General features: G+C 59.0%; 22 protein-coding genes and 1 pseudogene. All 23 read right to left on the reverse strand.

Features of this window, described 5'->3' with window-relative positions; translation table 11 throughout:
- Window positions 1-60: 60 nt before the first annotated feature.
- On the reverse strand, window positions 61-411 hold the full coding sequence (gene rplQ / locus IIC71_05730; GenBank protein MCH7668690.1) for a 50S ribosomal protein L17: 351 nt from the start codon (window positions 409-411) through the stop codon (window positions 61-63).
- Window positions 411-1,364, reverse strand: coding sequence for a DNA-directed RNA polymerase subunit alpha (locus IIC71_05735; protein MCH7668691.1), 954 nt, complete (start codon window positions 1,362-1,364; stop codon window positions 411-413). Before IIC71_05735 ends, rplQ begins: the two co-directional genes overlap by 1 nt.
- A gap of 31 nt (window positions 1,365-1,395) precedes the next feature.
- Window positions 1,396-2,001, reverse strand: coding sequence for a 30S ribosomal protein S4 (rpsD, locus tag IIC71_05740; GenBank protein MCH7668692.1), 606 nt, complete (start codon window positions 1,999-2,001; stop codon window positions 1,396-1,398).
- Between the two features lie 2 nt (window positions 2,002-2,003).
- Window positions 2,004-2,387 carry a 30S ribosomal protein S11 gene (rpsK, locus tag IIC71_05745; protein MCH7668693.1) on the reverse strand — a complete coding sequence of 128 codons (384 nt, stop codon included), beginning with the start codon at window positions 2,385-2,387 and terminating at the stop codon, window positions 2,004-2,006.
- 2 nt (window positions 2,388-2,389) lie between these two features.
- Window positions 2,390-2,767, reverse strand: coding sequence for a 30S ribosomal protein S13 (gene rpsM / locus IIC71_05750; protein ID MCH7668694.1), 378 nt, complete (start codon window positions 2,765-2,767; stop codon window positions 2,390-2,392).
- A gap of 8 nt (window positions 2,768-2,775) precedes the next feature.
- Window positions 2,776-2,889: a 50S ribosomal protein L36 gene (rpmJ, locus tag IIC71_05755; GenBank protein MCH7668695.1), complete on the reverse strand. Its 114-nt coding sequence runs from the start codon at window positions 2,887-2,889 to the stop codon at window positions 2,776-2,778.
- The gene (gene infA, locus IIC71_05760; protein ID MCH7668696.1) at window positions 2,886-3,107 is read right to left on the reverse strand and encodes a translation initiation factor IF-1; all 222 of its coding nucleotides are present in this window, start codon (window positions 3,105-3,107) and stop codon (window positions 2,886-2,888) included. The genes rpmJ and infA overlap by 4 nt, the downstream gene beginning before the upstream one ends.
- A 138-nt stretch (window positions 3,108-3,245) precedes the next feature.
- The gene (gene cobA / locus IIC71_05765) at window positions 3,246-3,959 is read right to left on the reverse strand and encodes a uroporphyrinogen-III C-methyltransferase (GenBank protein ID MCH7668697.1); all 714 of its coding nucleotides are present in this window, start codon (window positions 3,957-3,959) and stop codon (window positions 3,246-3,248) included.
- Window positions 3,956-4,639 carry a phosphoadenylyl-sulfate reductase gene (locus tag IIC71_05770; GenBank protein ID MCH7668698.1) on the reverse strand — a complete coding sequence of 228 codons (684 nt, stop codon included), beginning with the start codon at window positions 4,637-4,639 and terminating at the stop codon, window positions 3,956-3,958. The genes cobA and IIC71_05770 overlap by 4 nt, the downstream gene beginning before the upstream one ends.
- Window positions 4,636-5,313, reverse strand: a complete 678-nt coding sequence (locus tag IIC71_05775) for a bifunctional precorrin-2 dehydrogenase/sirohydrochlorin ferrochelatase (GenBank protein ID MCH7668699.1) — start codon at window positions 5,311-5,313, stop codon at window positions 4,636-4,638. The genes IIC71_05770 and IIC71_05775 overlap by 4 nt, the downstream gene beginning before the upstream one ends.
- Window positions 5,304-7,085, reverse strand: coding sequence for a nitrite/sulfite reductase (locus tag IIC71_05780; GenBank protein MCH7668700.1), 1,782 nt, complete (start codon window positions 7,083-7,085; stop codon window positions 5,304-5,306). Before IIC71_05780 ends, IIC71_05775 begins: the two co-directional genes overlap by 10 nt.
- 108 nt (window positions 7,086-7,193) lie before the next feature.
- Window positions 7,194-8,415: pseudogene (locus IIC71_05785) on the reverse strand (O-succinylhomoserine sulfhydrylase).
- 369 nt (window positions 8,416-8,784) lie between these two features.
- Entirely contained in the window at window positions 8,785-9,564 is a 780-nt protein-coding gene (gene map, locus IIC71_05790) for a type I methionyl aminopeptidase (protein ID MCH7668701.1), read from the reverse strand.
- Window positions 9,561-10,133 carry an adenylate kinase gene (locus IIC71_05795; protein MCH7668702.1) on the reverse strand — a complete coding sequence of 191 codons (573 nt, stop codon included), beginning with the start codon at window positions 10,131-10,133 and terminating at the stop codon, window positions 9,561-9,563. Before IIC71_05795 ends, map begins: the two co-directional genes overlap by 4 nt.
- The gene (secY, locus tag IIC71_05800; protein ID MCH7668703.1) at window positions 10,134-11,438 is read right to left on the reverse strand and encodes a preprotein translocase subunit SecY; all 1,305 of its coding nucleotides are present in this window, start codon (window positions 11,436-11,438) and stop codon (window positions 10,134-10,136) included.
- Window positions 11,439-11,508: 70 nt separating this feature from the next.
- Window positions 11,509-11,946, reverse strand: a complete 438-nt coding sequence (rplO, locus tag IIC71_05805; protein ID MCH7668704.1) for a 50S ribosomal protein L15 — start codon at window positions 11,944-11,946, stop codon at window positions 11,509-11,511.
- A complete protein-coding gene (gene rpmD / locus IIC71_05810; protein ID MCH7668705.1) occupies window positions 11,943-12,128 on the reverse strand; it encodes a 50S ribosomal protein L30 in 186 nt (61 codons plus the stop codon). Before rpmD ends, rplO begins: the two co-directional genes overlap by 4 nt.
- Complete coding sequence (gene rpsE / locus IIC71_05815; protein MCH7668706.1) at window positions 12,128-12,718, reverse strand: 30S ribosomal protein S5; 591 nt, start codon at window positions 12,716-12,718, stop codon at window positions 12,128-12,130. The genes rpmD and rpsE overlap by 1 nt, the downstream gene beginning before the upstream one ends.
- 11 nt (window positions 12,719-12,729) lie before the next feature.
- Entirely contained in the window at window positions 12,730-13,083 is a 354-nt protein-coding gene (locus IIC71_05820; GenBank protein ID MCH7668707.1) for a 50S ribosomal protein L18, read from the reverse strand.
- Complete coding sequence (gene rplF, locus IIC71_05825; GenBank protein MCH7668708.1) at window positions 13,083-13,619, reverse strand: 50S ribosomal protein L6; 537 nt, start codon at window positions 13,617-13,619, stop codon at window positions 13,083-13,085. Before rplF ends, IIC71_05820 begins: the two co-directional genes overlap by 1 nt.
- A 3-nt stretch (window positions 13,620-13,622) precedes the next feature.
- A complete protein-coding gene (rpsH, locus tag IIC71_05830; GenBank protein MCH7668709.1) occupies window positions 13,623-14,018 on the reverse strand; it encodes a 30S ribosomal protein S8 in 396 nt (131 codons plus the stop codon).
- A gap of 2 nt (window positions 14,019-14,020) precedes the next feature.
- Window positions 14,021-14,326: a 30S ribosomal protein S14 gene (rpsN, locus tag IIC71_05835; protein MCH7668710.1), complete on the reverse strand. Its 306-nt coding sequence runs from the start codon at window positions 14,324-14,326 to the stop codon at window positions 14,021-14,023.
- Window positions 14,327-14,863: a 50S ribosomal protein L5 gene (rplE, locus tag IIC71_05840; protein ID MCH7668711.1), complete on the reverse strand. Its 537-nt coding sequence runs from the start codon at window positions 14,861-14,863 to the stop codon at window positions 14,327-14,329.
- Window positions 14,864-14,874 lie beyond the last annotated feature (11 nt).

Consider the following 14,874-nt stretch of genomic DNA (forward strand, 5'->3'; position numbering starts at 1 on the left):
ATGCACGGTTGTAGCACGCTGGCCGTGTCAGCGGGTGGGGGTAGGACTATCGGGTGTTGGTTAGACCAGCTCGATGCGAGCGAGTTCGGTACCGTCGCCGCGGCGAGGCCCTAGCTTCGTGATTCGGGTGTAGCCGCCGTTGCGGTCGGCGTACCGTGGACCAATTTCGTCGAACAGTTTCGTCACAGCGTCGTTGTTCGGCAACTTTGCTAGAACAAGCCTGCGGGAATGAAGATCGCCTGCGCGAGCCTTCGTGATGAGCTTCTCAATAAACGGTCGCAACACCTTGGCCTTGGTCACGGTTGTCGTGATCCCCTCTGCCTCGATCAACGAAGCCGCGAGGTTCGAGAGAATCTTGCGCTGGTGGCTTGGACTACCGCCGAGACGTTTGCCCTTGCGGGGTGCAGGCATTAGATGGTCCCTGTATCAATATCAGCAGACGCTGGAAGAGACAGGCCAAGCTCGTCGAGCTTTGCAGTGACTTCCTCAAGGCTCTTCTGCCCAAAGTTGGTGATGTTGAGCAATTCGTCTTCGGTCTTCGTCACAAGCTCGCCAACGGTCTGCACCTGCGCACGACGCAGGCAGTTACGGGGACGTTCCGAAAGGTCAAGCGCCTCGATAGGCAGATCCAAGTCTGGCGACGTCGAGTCAGCAACGACGACATCTCCGAGCGTGAGACCCGCGGTCTCCTCCATGTCGGCAAACAAACCGAGTAGGTCGCGCAGGGTTTTACCGGCGGACGACATGGCCTCGGACGGCGACATGGAACCATCGGTCTCAACATCAACAGTGAGCTTGTCAAAGTTGGTGATCTGGCCGACCTGGGTCGTGTCGACCCTGTAGGCAACTTTGGTCACCGGTGAAAAAATCGAGTCGATCGGAATCACTCCGATTACCTCGGACTTCTTGTTGCGATCAGCGCTGCGATACCCAACACCACGCTCGGCGCCGAACTCGGCCTCAATCTTGCCGGTCTTAGACATCGTCACAAGATGCAGATCAGGGTTGAGGATCTCAACACCAGCGGGGACCTTCAAGTCTCCAGCAGTTACCTCGCCCGCACCCTTCACCGACAAGTAAAGGGTGACAGGTTCGTCAACCTCAATTTTTAAAACGACCTTCTTGAGGTTGAGGATAAAGTCGACAACGTCCTCAACAACACCTTCAACAGTTGTGAACTCGTGCTGAACACCCTCGATACGAACGGAACTGATAGCAGCACCTGGAATACGAGACAGCAGCGTCCTACGCAGGGTGTTGCCGAGTGTGTAACCAAAGCCAGGCTCAAGCGGTTGGACCACGAACCGTGATCGATCCTCAGAGACCTCGACTTCTTCTATTTGTGGACGCTGCACAATGAGCACGTTGCGCTCCTCAGGTAAGGGGGGGGTGGACTTACTTTGAGTACAGCTCGACGATGAGCTGCTCTTTAATATCGGTGTCAATCTGTTCCCGTGTTGGCATCGAGTCGACTGTGATCTTGCGATCTGTCTTGTCGACTGTCATCCACTCGGGAGCTGATCGATCAATGGTGTCTATAGAGTGCTGAATCGGCAAGGTGTTACGAGAACGCTCCTTCACCGTCACAACATCTCCGGCAGAAACTTGGAAGGAAGGGATGTCAACCTTCTTGCCGTTGACCAGAAAGTGGGCGTGGTTCACCAACTGACGAGCCTGCGGGCGGGTCGCCGCCAAACCGGCGCGGTAGACAACGTTGTCGAGACGTGTCTCAAGAATCACCATCAGGTTCTCACCCGTAATGCCGGCCTGGCGAGACGATTCGCGGTAGTACCGGCGGAACTGCTTTTCGAGAACGCCGTAGATGAACTTCAGCTTCTGCTTCTCGCGGAGCTGAACTTGGTACAGCGATTCACGGATCCGACCGCGGCCGTGCTCACCCGGCGGGTACGGCCGACGGTCAAAGTACTTTGCCTTGTTTTCGTCGAGCAACTGTCGGGCACGACGCGAAACCTTGGTGCGTGGTCCGGTGTAACGAGCCATGCCTAACGGCCCTTCCGCTTCTTAGGGCGGCAACCGTTGTGCGGCGTAGGTGTCACATCACGGATGCCCGTGATGTCAACGCCACTGTTCTGGAGGGTGCGGATGGCAGTATCCCGACCCGAACCCGAACCGCGGACGATGATATCCAACTTGCGCATCCCCATCTCGGTAGCGCGACGCCCGGCCTGTTCCGCGGCGACCTGGGCGGCGTATGGCGTCGACTTGCGCGAACCCTTGAATCCGACCGAGCCACCCGAAGTCCATCCGACCGCTTGGCCAGACAGGTCTGTGAGGGTGATGATCGTGTTGTTGAACGTCGCCTTGATATGGGCTTGGCCGTGTGGGATGTTCCGCTTGGTACGACGTTTACGTGGTGCTTGAGCCATGGCTACTTTTGGACCTTCTTCTTCCCGGCGATTGCGACTGCCTTGCCCTTACGGGTGCGGGCGTTGGTGTGGGTGCGCTGACCGCGCACCGGCAGACCACGACGATGGCGGAGTCCCTGGTAGCAACCGATTTCGATTTTGCGCTTGATGTTCTGTGCTACCTCGCGACGAAGGTCACCTTCCACGGTGTACTGCTCACCGATGAACCGACGGAGCTCGACAGCCTCGGTGTCGGTGAGGTCGCGGACTTTGGTGTCGGGATCGAGTTCGAGTGCCTCAAGAATCTGGAGCGACCGTGAGCGTCCAATCCCAAAGACGTAGGTCAACCCGATTTCGATTCGTTTATCTCTCGGGAGATCAGTCCCTGCAATTCGTGCCATCTGTTCAACTACCCCTGGCGCTGCTTGTGTCGCGGATTCGGGCAGATGACACGCACGCGACCGTGGCGCCGGATAACCCGGCACTTGTCACACATCTTTTTTGCTGATGCTGAAACCTTCATCGGTACCTGTACGTGATTCTGCCTCGGTCGAGGTCGTACGGTGACATTGCCAAACGTACCCTGTCGCCCGGAAGGATACGGATGTAGTGCATCCGCATCTTGCCCGAGATGTGGCACAGCACCTCATGCTCATTGTCAAGCTTCACCCGAAACATTGCGTTCGGGAGAGGCGTCACAACAGTACCCTCGACCTCAATTACATCGTCTTTTTTCGCCACAAGAAATTCCCGACCCGGACATGGGCCGGAGCGATACTATAGGGACGGCCCGAAAGGACCACAAATTAGCAAGCGTAACAAAGCCGCCCACACAATGAAGCCGAACGGACTCGGCCCACCGAGACGTCAGCACTGTGCCTACAAGATTACACGAGACTGTATCACGGGTCCAATTATCCACACCGCTGGCGACTCGACATACGCCTCCCCGCGAGCAACCTCTCCAAGCGTCGCGATGACCACTAACTCAGTGTCCTTTGTGGCGTTCTCAACAAATGCCACGGGTTCCGACTCGGACCGACCACGATTGATGAGTGAACGCGCGATTCTTCGTCGGTTGGCAACGCCCATCAAGACGACGAGCGTATCAGCCTGGGCGCAGCGATCCCAGGAGTCCTCGGCGTCGGTGATCGTGTGACCGGTGACCACCGTAAAAGACCGCGCAACACCGCGTAGGGTCAGTGGGATACCCGCAATCGGACCGGCGGCGAGCGCCGACGACACCCCGGGAACGGTGACAACATCGATCCCGGCGGCTACAAATGCCTGCCACTCCTCGATCCCCCTGCCGAACACAAACGGGTCTCCACCCTTGAGTCGGACAACGTGGGATCCACGCTGCGCCCTGTCGATCGCGGTCGAAACGATGAGCGCTTGGATCTCATCTTCGTGACCGGGCCGCTTGCCGACATCGATGATCTCAGCCGATGGCCGAGCCCAACCAAGCGCGCGTTTATCGACCAGACGGTCGTGCAGGATCACATCTGCGGTCTCGATCGCCCGTCTTCCTCTCACTGTGATGAGATCCGGGTCGCCGGGGCCAGCCCCGACGAGCGTCACGACACCGCTCATTCTGCAGTCACCCTAATGTGGAGGCCGCATTCGACCTTCCGACCGTTCCAGCGTCCGTCGCGGGAATCACCCGCTCCAAATGTCGGTACGGTGCATGGTGCACAGCCGACACTTGAGTACCCCTCCGCATAGAGAGGGTGCTCGGGGATGTCGTGCTCACGTGTGTAGGTCGCGATGTCGTCGAACGTCCACTCCACGAGAGGGTTTACCTTGTACAGCGTGTGGGTGTCGCTCTGCTCATACCGTTCTACCTTCGGCGTATCGTGCCGAGAGGCCGACTGACCGCGTCGCAGCGCTGTGAACCACACCGAGTAATCGGCGAGCGCCTCACGTAACACCTCCACCTTGCGTTCGTTGCAGCAAGCATCAGGGTTTGTCTCATACACCATCCCGCGAACGGTCTCCAGCTCCTGGCGAGACACCCGCGGCCGTAAGGTGATGAGGTTGAGGCTCCACCTTGCCGCCAGCTCATCACGGAACTCAAGCGTCTCCTGGAAGTGGTACCCCGTGTCAAGGAATAACACCGCGATATCCACCTTGATCTGGAGGATCTGGTGGAGCAGAACGAGTCCACCCCGCTGGGTGGATATTGAAATGGCCAGCGTCCCTTCTCGGCCCAGACCCCACGAAATGACGTCCTCCGTCAACCACCGAGCGTCGTCTCTTACAAGCGTCGTCATCCTGACACTCCCTCTGTCGTTACGAGCCCGATGGCGTGACTGATTGTTGTCGCCGCCCCGTCGTGGTCGCCCGCCTGAAACCTGGCGTGTGCTTCGGAGTCGACGATGCGGTACCAGGCATCTCGCCTTTCCTCGTACGTTCCGAAGGACGCCTTCACCATTGGTCTGAATTGCCGCAAGAACGTCAACCAGGAACCCTGCCCGTGGCCGACCATGGCCGCGATCCGATCCCGCAGCCGTGTCGCCACGGCCGGAGCCGCGCCACCAGTTGAGATAGCGACCACAAGATCACCGTCTCGATGCACCGCAGGCAGCATGAAGGAACAGTGGGCGGGATCGTCGGCGCCGTTGGCAAGGATGGAACGCTCGTTTGCCGCCTCCCATACGGCCCGGGCGACGTCGGGATCGTTCACAGCCGAGATCACCAGCACCGCACCGTCGAGGTCTTGCGGCTCGAAAGGTTTCTGCCGCCAGGACAAAACTCCCTCGCTGTCGAGAGCGCGTACAGCAGCGGTGGCCTCGGGAGAAACCACCTCGATAACAGCCCCGCCCGCCACAAGAGCTCGAAGCTTCTGCGCGCCGACCGAGCCGCCGCCAACGACGACCACGCGGCGTTCAGTCAGGTCGATCAACACGGGATACAACTCGGGCGGTCCGGTGTGACCTACGCGCATTCTGACTCTCCCAACGTCACCGCAAAGGGAACGGACTCGTCGAAATCCGTGTAGAACTCCGGAGCCTCGGCTGGCGAGGCGACCACCGTGAGATCCTCAACCGAGGCGCGCAGAACAGCGATACCACCGGCCCGGTCGATCCACGCCGCGAACGTCTCGCCTGCATCACGCGCGTTTGAAAATGCCCCGACAAGGCGTACGACGACCGCCGGTACGTTCTTCGCCGGAAGCCGACAGACCCGCTGAGCAAACTCGATCCGCTCGTCGCCCACGTAGCCGCCGACCAGCATCTGATACCCGGGCACGGACTCACCATGGCTGCGACGTTCAACACCGTGGAAGCCGATATCGGCGACGTGATGGTGACCGCACGAGTTCGTGCACCCCGAGATGTTGATCCGGATGCCGCCAACCTCGGCCAGGGCCGCATCTTCAAGTGCGGCATCGATCGCCTTGGCAAGGCCACGCGACTGGGTGATAGCAAGGTTGCAGGTGTCGGCGCCAGGGCAGGCCACAACATCTCGTGCGAACTCTGCACCGGGGCTGGCCATGCCGATCTCGACGAGCGCGGCGTGCACTGAACCCAGCCGGTCGGCATCGATGCCACGGAACACCACATTTTGGCGATTCGTGATCCGCACGTCGGCATCGACGGCGCGCTGGATCCCGGCAAGACCACGAAATTGGTCGCCTGTGATGTCTCCGAGGAACGCATGGGCGTAGACGGATACCGTCGCGTCGCGAACACCACGGACAACGTTCGTCGACGACCAGCGGTCAAACGGCGACACGCCCCTGATCTGCACAGGAGTACCCTGACCGAGCGTGGTGATCTCGCCGACCGCGATCCCGGCGGCAGGCTCGTCGCCGAACTCGTGGACCTGGTGCGGGATACCTCCCGGATACGATGACGACGCGGGAAGCAACCGACGGACCTCCATCACGCGGCGTTGCACCTCATCGAACCCGATAGTGTCGACGAGCCACTTCATCCGGGCACGAAGTTTGTTCTCCCGATTACCCGCCTGGTCGAACACACGCAGGATCGCCTCGAGTGTCGGCAGTAGATCCTCACGGGTCGTGAACGGCTCTAGGGCCAACGCGGGATGCGGGTTAGCGCCGAGACCCCCGGCGACGTATACCCGGAAACCAACCTGTGTGGCGCCTGACTCGTCTGTTGTGGCAACCGCGATAACGCCGATGTCGTTGAACATTGCCTGTCCGCAGTCGGTTGCACAACCCGAGAAGTTCACCTTGAACTTTCGCGGGAGCCGTTGAGCGATCGGATTCCGCAGAAACAGCCGATACGCTGCCTCGGCCCACTGGGTGATGTCAAGTATCTCAACGGGGCACGCTCCAGCGAGGTGACAGCCCTGAACATTGCGTACGACATCGCCGCACGCCTCACGAGTCGTCAACCCAACAGATGCCAGGAGCCGGAGAACTTCCGGCACAGCGTCCAGGTGGACGAAGTGAAACTGGATGTTCTGCCGGCTCGTGATGTGGCCGAAACCGCGAGAATGCGACTCGACGAGATCGCCGAGAAGGTCGAGCTGTTCCGGGGTCAACGAGCCGTAAGGCACTTTGACCCGGATCATCTGGTTGTCATTCCCCTGCCGCTGACCGTAGACGCCGTTGGAGAGCCTGAACGAGCGGAAGACGTCCTCGTCTACGTCACCGGCCCGGTACCGGGCGAGCATGTCTTCAAATTTCGTTATGTCGGTTAGAAGGGCTCGGTCGAGGTCGTTGTCGGAAATGGCGCGTACGGTCATGTGTTTGTCCTAAGAATATTGTGGGGACGGTCGAGAATGCAGTGGTTGGCGAGCTGTTTACAGCGTCTCGCCGACATCGCATTCGCATACACATGGTCGTCTTCACCTTCATCGGGAGTCACCGCGCCCACCAAGGGCATGATCCAGGTCTTCGATCAAGTCAGCAACGTCCTCAAGACCGATCGACAGCCGAATGGTCCCCGTCATGCAGACCGACATCTGAACGCTCCTCAGGGGTGAGCATGCGGTGCGTCGTCGTCCCTGGGTGCGTCACAAGGCTCTTGGTGTCGCCAAGGTTGTTCGAGATGTCGAACACTGTGAGAGGGTCGATAATTTCGAATGCGCGGGATGTCGATCCTTCCACAGTGAACGTCACAACGGTGCCACCCGTCGACATCTGCTCCTGCGCAAGCGAGCGCTGGGGATGCGAAGCGAGGAACGGGTAGAGAACCGTGGCGACCGCCGCGTGACCCTCAAGCCACTCCGCAACCGCTAACGCCGAAACTGACTGCGCACGGACACGAAGGTCAAGCGTTTCGAGACCCTTCAGAGCCACCCACGCGTTGAAAGGACTCATCGCTGGTCCAGTGTGCCGATAGAACAACTGGAGATGCTCATCAATGAACTGTTCGGACGCCAGCACCGCTCCACCCAGTGTCCTGCCCTGGCCGTCAATGTGCTTAGTGGTCGAGTACACGACGACGTCGGCACCGAAAGCGAGCGGACTCTGCACCACCGGCGACGCGAAGACGTTGTCCACAACAACCGTCGCACCACCGCAATGAGCGATCTTGCTGACCGCGGCGATATCGATGATCTCAAGTGTCGGGTTTGAGGGTGATTCGAAAAACACCGCGGTTGTTGGGACACTTAGCTCGCGCTCCCACGCGTCGAGTTCCGTCCCATCAATGAGCACCGTCTCGATGCTCCATCGAGGCAAGATCTGGGAGATTATCACTTTGCACGAACCAAAAAGTGCCCGCGACGCAGCGACTCGATCGCCAGCTTGAAGCTGCGACGCAAGCGCCGCGAATACTGCGGCCATGCCGGTCCCTGTGGCCTTGCAAACCTCTGCACCCTCAATGAGTCTCAGCCGCTCCTCGAAAACAGCAACAGTCGGGTTGCCGTAGCGAGAATAGATGTACCGGTCGATGTCGCCTTCGAAGGCGGCCTTTGTTTCGGCGGCCGACCCGTATACATATCCTGAGGTGAGGAACATACCCTCGGACGTTTCGCCGAACGGAGTGCGATTGAGGCCACCACGCACCTGCAACGTGGCAGGTCTCCAGGAGCGGTTATTTTGTGAAACGGCGGGCGAAGATGAGGACATGGGGAAAACTCCGGGGACAGGTGTGCTCAGTGAACAGATTGTCAGGACAACCGCCGTCAAGCGAAATTACCCTCGGGTGGCGGTGACGGCGTTAGGAGTACGACCTGCATGCGCATGCCGCACTCGGGTTAACCACCCGAGAGCTACACATCAAGCACATACACATCAGCGTCTTCATACCCGAGAAGGTAGCGCACCGGACGCCGACGTCAAACTCGCGATCGAGTCGCACCCGGGTCCACAGACGAGCAGCATCAGCCTCGGATTATTCACCCACGCCGGCTCGTGCACTTCCGCACCAGGCCAGTCAGGGCGTAAGAGGTAAACCTGTCATCGCGGAGACCCCGACAACGTCCCCGGTTGTCACAACTAGGCGACCTGCTTGGGCTCCGGGAGAGTGAACACGAACGAGCCGTCCGGGGTGAGGGCGACGGTGTGTTCCCAGTGAGCCGACAAGGTCCCATCTGCGGTAACGACCGACCAATCGTCGTCAAGCACAGCAGTATCGCCGGATCCAAGGTTGAACATCGGTTCGATTGCAAGCGCCATGCCCTCGCGTAACTTGAAACCGCGCCGAGGACGGCCGTAGTTCGGCACGCTGGGGACTTCATGCATGGACTGTCCAATACCGTGGCCCGTGTATCCACGGACCACGCCATACCCGTGCGGTCGCGCGGTAGCCGACACAGCAGCGCCGATGTCACCGATTCGGTTGCCCGACTTCGCCTGCGCAAGACCTTCCCACAGGCCCCGTTCAGTCACATCAATAAGCTTTTGGGCCTCGGCTGAGATCTCACCAACCCCCGTGGTGAACGCCGCGTCGCCGTGCCAGCCCTCATAGATGGCACCGGCATCGATCGAGATGATGTCGCCCTCCCTCAGGATGTAGTCGTCGGGTATGCCGTGCACGATGACCGAGTTTGGCGACGCGCAGATCGTCGCCGGATAGGTGCCGTTGTAGCCCAGAAACGACGGACGACAGTTGTTTGCGCGCACTACACGCTCTCCGATTTCGTCCAGGGAGCGCAGCGAGACACCGGGTTTGATCGCGGCACGAATCTCGTCGAGGAGCTCGGCGACGACACGCCCCGCGATCTGCATCTTTGCGAAATCGCCCACCGTTTTGATAGAGAGCAACCCCGAACTCATCGCTCGGTGGCGAGCGCCATCACTATTCGCGAAAACACGTCTTCAACGGACCCTGAACCGTCGACGGTCACGGTCGGTACACCGTGTTCCGGATAGTACTTGAGGAGCGGTTCGGTTTCTGACCGAAACACTTCGAGGCGACGCACGATTGTCTCTTCGCTGTCATCGGATCGACCGGCGATAACCGCCCGTTGCATAATGCGGTGGACAAGCTCGTCATCGTCGACAGTCAACAGCACCACAATCCCAATCGCGTTGCTTCCGACAGATCGATCGAGCGCGTCGGCCTGCTCCAGGTTTCTAGGAAAGCCATCGAGAAGAAACCCGCAAGCAGCGTCGTCCTTCGCAAGACGTTGCGCAACCATTGCTACTACAAGATCGTCCGGCACGAGATCGCCGGTGGTCATCAAAGCGCCCGCCTGCTTCCCAAGTTCGGTGCCTTCGGCAACCGCCTCGCGCAACATGTCGCCCGAAGATATATGTGGCACACCGAGAGTACGCGAGAGCAGCGCTGCTTGCGTACCTTTGCCGGCCCCGGGAGGGCCGATAAAAAGAATTCGACGCCCCATCTAGGCCAAAAATCCGTCGTAGTTGCGCATCATGAGCTGGCTCTCAATCTGTTTCATGGTCTCCAGCGCCACACCGGTAACGATGAGGATCGAAACCCCGGACAACCCGACCGGCACATGGTACAGCCAACCGAGCAGGGATGGCGCCACGGCGACGACAGCGAGATACAGAGAACCTGGCAGGGTGATGCGTGACAGGACGTTTTCGAGGTAGCGCACCGTGGCGCGGCCGGGTCTGATACCCGGAATGAACCCACCCTGACGCTGGATGCGGTCGGCCTGTTGCACCGGGTCGAACTGAATAGCGGTGTAGAAATACGTAAACCCAACCACCAGCAAAGCAAGCATTGCAATATACGGCAGCGTGGGAGACAAACCACCCTGCCCAGATTGCAGCAGGTTGTCGTTGATCCAACTACGCACCGTTTGTCCCCATCCGGTAGCCGGAAGGGTCGATCCGATAAGGACTGGGAAATACATAACCGAGGTCGCGAAGATCACCGGGATGACGCCGGCCATGTTCACCTTCAACGGGATGTACGTCGATCCTCCCCCGAGCACCTTGCGGCCGCGAACTCGCCTGGAGAACTGAATTGGTATCCGGCGCTGCCCCTGGTCGACAAAGATAATTCCAACCGTCAGCACAGCCATAAGGGCCACGATTGTCCAGAACTGGTACGCCTGCGAACTGGCTTTGAGTATCCCGAATTGGCTCGGGAGCTGACTCACGATGCTGATGAAAATGATCAGCGACATACCGTTGCCGACACCGCGTTGCGTTATCAACTCACCAAGCCACATGATCAACGCCGTACCGGCGGTCCATGTGACGATGACAAGGACCACATTTCGCAGGGTGAAGTCGGGAATCAGGTCGATCCCGCCGAATGAGCCGCGGTGCAAGAGCTGAGTGAACGATGCCGACTGCACGAGCGCGAGACCCACCGTGATGTAGCGGGCCCACTGGGTGATTGTCTTCTGACCAGACTCGCCCTCTTCCTGAAGTGCTTGCAGCTTCGGGATGACCACCGTGAGAAGCTGCATAATGATTGTCGCGGTGATGTATGGGGTGATACCGAGCGCAAACACCGACATCCGACCAAGCGCACCGCCCGAAAACAGGTTCAGGAGGCCGAGGAAACCCTGGTCGTTTGCGGAGTCGGCAAAGGCTCCAACAGCATTGAGGTCTACACCAGGAACTGGAATTGAAGTACCCAGACGGTACAGCGCCAAGACGGCGAGCGTAAAGAAGATCTTCGCGCGCAGATCGCGAATCTTGAACATGTTGCGAAAAACGGAAAGCATAGGTTTTGACTACTCCTCTGGCTGCATCACACCGGCAACGCCGCCAATGTAGCGCGTTGGCGGACCAACACTATTCGACGACTTCCACCGAGCCGCCGGCTGCTTTGATCTTCTCGATAGCACTGTTGCTGAAACGATGGGCGTGGACCGTGAGTGCGCGGTCGATTTCGCCCTCGCCGAGCACCTTGATCCGCCCGCGGTGTTTCACCATGCCCGACGCCCGAAGAGTCTCAACCGTGACATCGGTGCCGGCGTCGAACTCGTTCAGCCTCTCCACATTGATAACGGCAAATATCTCTTTGTTACGGCTTTTGAAACCGCGCAGTTTTGGCAACCGACGCTGCAGTGGTGTCTGCCCACCCTCAAAACCCGGTCTGACCTTGCTGCGGGCCTTGGTGCCCTTGGTACCACGACCGGCGGTTTTTCCGCGACGTCCCGCTTCACCGCGTCCAACCCGAATCTTGCGTTTCTTCGACCCCGGAGCGGGGCGCAAGTGGTGCAGTTTCATGAAATTTCCTCAACATCCAACAGGTGCTTGGCGCGGAACACCATTCCACGCACGTCTGGTGTGTCTGGTCGCTCAACCGTGGAATTAATCTTGCGCAAGCCCAGACTTTCGATCGTCGCTCGGGTCTTAGGCCTCTCGCCTATGAGACTCTTCTTGAGCGTTATCTTGAGTGTCTTGGCCACTAGCGCCCGCCTATCTCAGCACGCGCCAACTCGGTGGAGTTATAGGCAGCGATCAAAGCCGGCGGGAACAACTCCTCGGGTCTACGACCCCGAGCGCGCGCAACGACATCGGGACGATCTTGAGACATCAGAGCAATCATGGTCGCCTTTGCGACGTTCAGCGGTGTGGCGGAACCCAGCGACTTTGCCAGGATGTCAGACACGCCGGCCGCCTCGAGGATCTGTCTCGTAGCGCCACCTGCAATGACACCGGTACCGGGCGAAGCCGGACGTAGCAACACGCGCGATGCGCCGAGAACGCCGATAGACTTGTGGATGATGGTCTGCCCCGCCATAGGAATGTATTTCATATCCTTGCGAGCGAGTTCCATGGCCTTCTGGATGGCCGTCGGGACCTCTTTGGCCTTTCCGTAGCCAATGCCAACCTTGCCTTTGCCGTTTCCGACCGCGACAAGTGCGGTGAAGGAGAACCGGCGCCCGCCCCTGACCACCTTTGATACGCGATTGATCGTGATAACCCGCTCGTCAAACTCGGGTTCACGGTCTCGACCGCCGCCTCTTCTGTTTCTGTCGTTACGATTTCGATTCATACAGCCAGCTCCTAAAACTTAAGTCCGGCGTCGCGGGCGGCGTCGGCGAGCGCTTTGATGCGGCCGTGGAATGCGTTCCCGCCGCGGTCGAACACAACTTCGCTAACACCTGCTTCGGCTGCGCGGCTCGCAATGAGTCGGCCAACCTTAGAAGCGGTGTCTGTCGTAAGACGTTCGCCTGAAAGCGATGCCTCGCGCGATGAGGCACTCGCCAAAGTGCGCGCCGCATCGTCGTCGATGACTTGCGTGTAAATGTACTTGTTTGACCGGTAGACGGAAAGACGCGGACGCTGCGCCGTCCCGCGAAGGTTTTTTCTGACGCGATGGTGGCGGCGACGCCGTGCGGTTATGCGTGTCGATTTCATCAGGCTCCTGCCTTGCCGGCCTTGCGACGAACGTGCTCGCCGACGTACCGGATGCCCTTGCCCTTGTACGGCTCTGGCGGACGGACACGACGGATGTTTGCGGCGACCTGACCAACAAGCTCCTTGTTAATACCGGACACAATGATCTTGGTCGGTTCTGGGACCTCGAATGTGATGCCATCGGGTGCCTCGAGAAACACCGGATGCGAAAACCCAACCGAAAGCTCAAGCTTGTTGCCCTTGAGCAGCGCGCGATACCCCACACCGCGAGCCTCGAGTTCCTTTTTGTAACCCTCGGATACTCCGATCACCATGTTGTTGAGAAGCGCTCGGCTGAGGCCGTGAAGAGCCCGAACGTCACGGTCATCGTTGGCGCGCGTCACGGTGACTACACCGTCTGTTAAATCGAAGCTGATAGCGGAGTTGAAACTACGCGTGAGTTCACCCTTGGATCCCTTCACCACGACTTCAGAACCGTTGATGGTCACATCAACGCCATCGGGCAAAGTGATGGGGGCTTTACCTATTCGGCTCATCTGCTACCAAACCTCACAGAGAACTTCGCCGCCGATGGAGCGCTTGCGAGCGGCCCGGTCAGTGAGAAGGCCTTCAGAAGTTGAGACAATTGCGATGCCGAGACCGCCGCGAACCCGACGAATGTCGACGGAAGACTTGTACACGCGCAGACCCGGCTTCGAAATCCGGTTGATCGCCGACAACACGCGGCTGCGGTCTTCGTTGTATCGCAACCTGATCGTAAGAGTTTTTCCGGGGTTGGCATCTTCGATGCGGTAGCTATCAGCGTAACCCTCGGCAACAAGAACCTTGGCAATCGCTTCTTTCATCTTCGATGACGGCATAGAAGTCTCAGGATGCAACGCCTGATTGGCGTTACGAATCCTGGTGAGCATGTCTGCAATGGGATCTGTGTACATTCCTACCACGAGGCCTTTCGTACGCCGGGAAGTTCGCCGCGGTGCGCAAGTTCGCGCAACGTGATGCGCGAAACCCCGAACTTGCGGTAGTAGCCACGTGGGCGCCCGGTCTGGCCGCAGCGGTTGCGATACCGCGTCGCCGAAGCATCGCGCGGCATCTTTGCGATCGCTTGATACGCGACCCGCTTAGCTTCATAACTTGCGTTCGGATCCTTGATGACCACGACAAGTTCAGCGCGCCGGTCCGCGTAACGTTCGACTATGGCCTTGCGGCGTTTGTTCTTTTCGATCATTGATGTTTTCGCCATTTACACACCTGCCTGTTGCTGGCGGAACGGGAAGCCGAAAGCGGCAAGCAGGGCACGGCCCTCTTCGTCCGTCCTGGCCGTAGTTACAAGAGTTATGTCCATACCGCGTACCTTGACAACCTTGTCGTAGTCGATCTCGGGGAACATGAGCTGTTCCTTCACACCAAAGGTGTAGTTGCCGTTGCCGTCAAAACCCTTCGGGTTAAGACCGCGAAAGTCGCGGATACGGGGAATTGCGAGCGTCACGAGACGATCGAAAAACTCCCACATCCGGTCACCGCGCAGCGTCACCGATGCTCCGATTGCTTGCCCCTCGCGCAGTTTGAAGTTTGAAATCGACTTTTTGGCCCGGTTCACCTTCGGCTGCTGACCGGTAATGACGCGTAAATCCTCCACCGCAGCGTTGACCAACTTGGAGTCGCCGGTTGCGTCGCCAACCCCCATGTTGACAACGATTTTTTGCATACGAGGCGTCTGCATGACGTTCTCGAGTCCAAGCTCCTCGCGAAGTTTGGTCGCAATCGAGTCGCCATACATGGTTTTTAAAC

This window comes from Acidobacteriota bacterium, from assembly GCA_022562055.1.
Lineage (GTDB): Bacteria > Actinomycetota > Acidimicrobiia > Spongiisociales > UBA5794 > BMS3BBIN02.

Excerpts from the sequence above, each read along its gene's own strand:
- rpmJ (MCH7668695.1), bottom strand. The coding sequence starts at position 2,889 with ATGAAGGTTTCAGCATCAGCAAAAAAGATGTGTGACAAGTGCCGGGTT.
- rpsD (MCH7668692.1), bottom strand. The coding sequence starts at position 2,001 with ATGGCTCGTTACACCGGACCACGCACCAAGGTTTCGCGTCGTGCCCGA.
- IIC71_05770 (MCH7668698.1), bottom strand. The coding sequence starts at position 4,639 with ATGACGACGCTTGTAAGAGACGACGCTCGGTGGTTGACGGAGGACGTC.
- rpsK (MCH7668693.1), bottom strand. The coding sequence starts at position 2,387 with ATGGCTCAAGCACCACGTAAACGTCGTACCAAGCGGAACATCCCACAC.
- rplF (MCH7668708.1), bottom strand. The coding sequence starts at position 13,619 with ATGAGCCGAATAGGTAAAGCCCCCATCACTTTGCCCGATGGCGTTGAT.
- cobA (MCH7668697.1), bottom strand. The coding sequence starts at position 3,959 with ATGAGCGGTGTCGTGACGCTCGTCGGGGCTGGCCCCGGCGACCCGGAT.
- map (MCH7668701.1), bottom strand. The coding sequence starts at position 9,564 with ATGAGTTCGGGGTTGCTCTCTATCAAAACGGTGGGCGATTTCGCAAAG.
- rpsN (MCH7668710.1), bottom strand. The coding sequence starts at position 14,326 with ATGGCGAAAACATCAATGATCGAAAAGAACAAACGCCGCAAGGCCATA.
- IIC71_05775 (MCH7668699.1), bottom strand. The coding sequence starts at position 5,313 with ATGCGCGTAGGTCACACCGGACCGCCCGAGTTGTATCCCGTGTTGATC.
- rplO (MCH7668704.1), bottom strand. The coding sequence starts at position 11,946 with ATGAAACTGCACCACTTGCGCCCCGCTCCGGGGTCGAAGAAACGCAAG.
- rpsM (MCH7668694.1), bottom strand. The coding sequence starts at position 2,767 with ATGGCACGAATTGCAGGGACTGATCTCCCGAGAGATAAACGAATCGAA.
- rpsH (MCH7668709.1), bottom strand. The coding sequence starts at position 14,018 with ATGTACACAGATCCCATTGCAGACATGCTCACCAGGATTCGTAACGCC.
- rplQ (MCH7668690.1), bottom strand. The coding sequence starts at position 411 with ATGCCTGCACCCCGCAAGGGCAAACGTCTCGGCGGTAGTCCAAGCCAC.
- secY (MCH7668703.1), bottom strand. The coding sequence starts at position 11,438 with ATGCTTTCCGTTTTTCGCAACATGTTCAAGATTCGCGATCTGCGCGCG.
- rplE (MCH7668711.1), bottom strand. The coding sequence starts at position 14,863 with ATGTATGGCGACTCGATTGCGACCAAACTTCGCGAGGAGCTTGGACTC.
- IIC71_05780 (MCH7668700.1), bottom strand. The coding sequence starts at position 7,085 with ATGACCGTACGCGCCATTTCCGACAACGACCTCGACCGAGCCCTTCTA.
- IIC71_05795 (MCH7668702.1), bottom strand. The coding sequence starts at position 10,133 with ATGGGGCGTCGAATTCTTTTTATCGGCCCTCCCGGGGCCGGCAAAGGT.
- rpsE (MCH7668706.1), bottom strand. The coding sequence starts at position 12,718 with ATGAATCGAAATCGTAACGACAGAAACAGAAGAGGCGGCGGTCGAGAC.
- IIC71_05820 (MCH7668707.1), bottom strand. The coding sequence starts at position 13,083 with ATGAAATCGACACGCATAACCGCACGGCGTCGCCGCCACCATCGCGTC.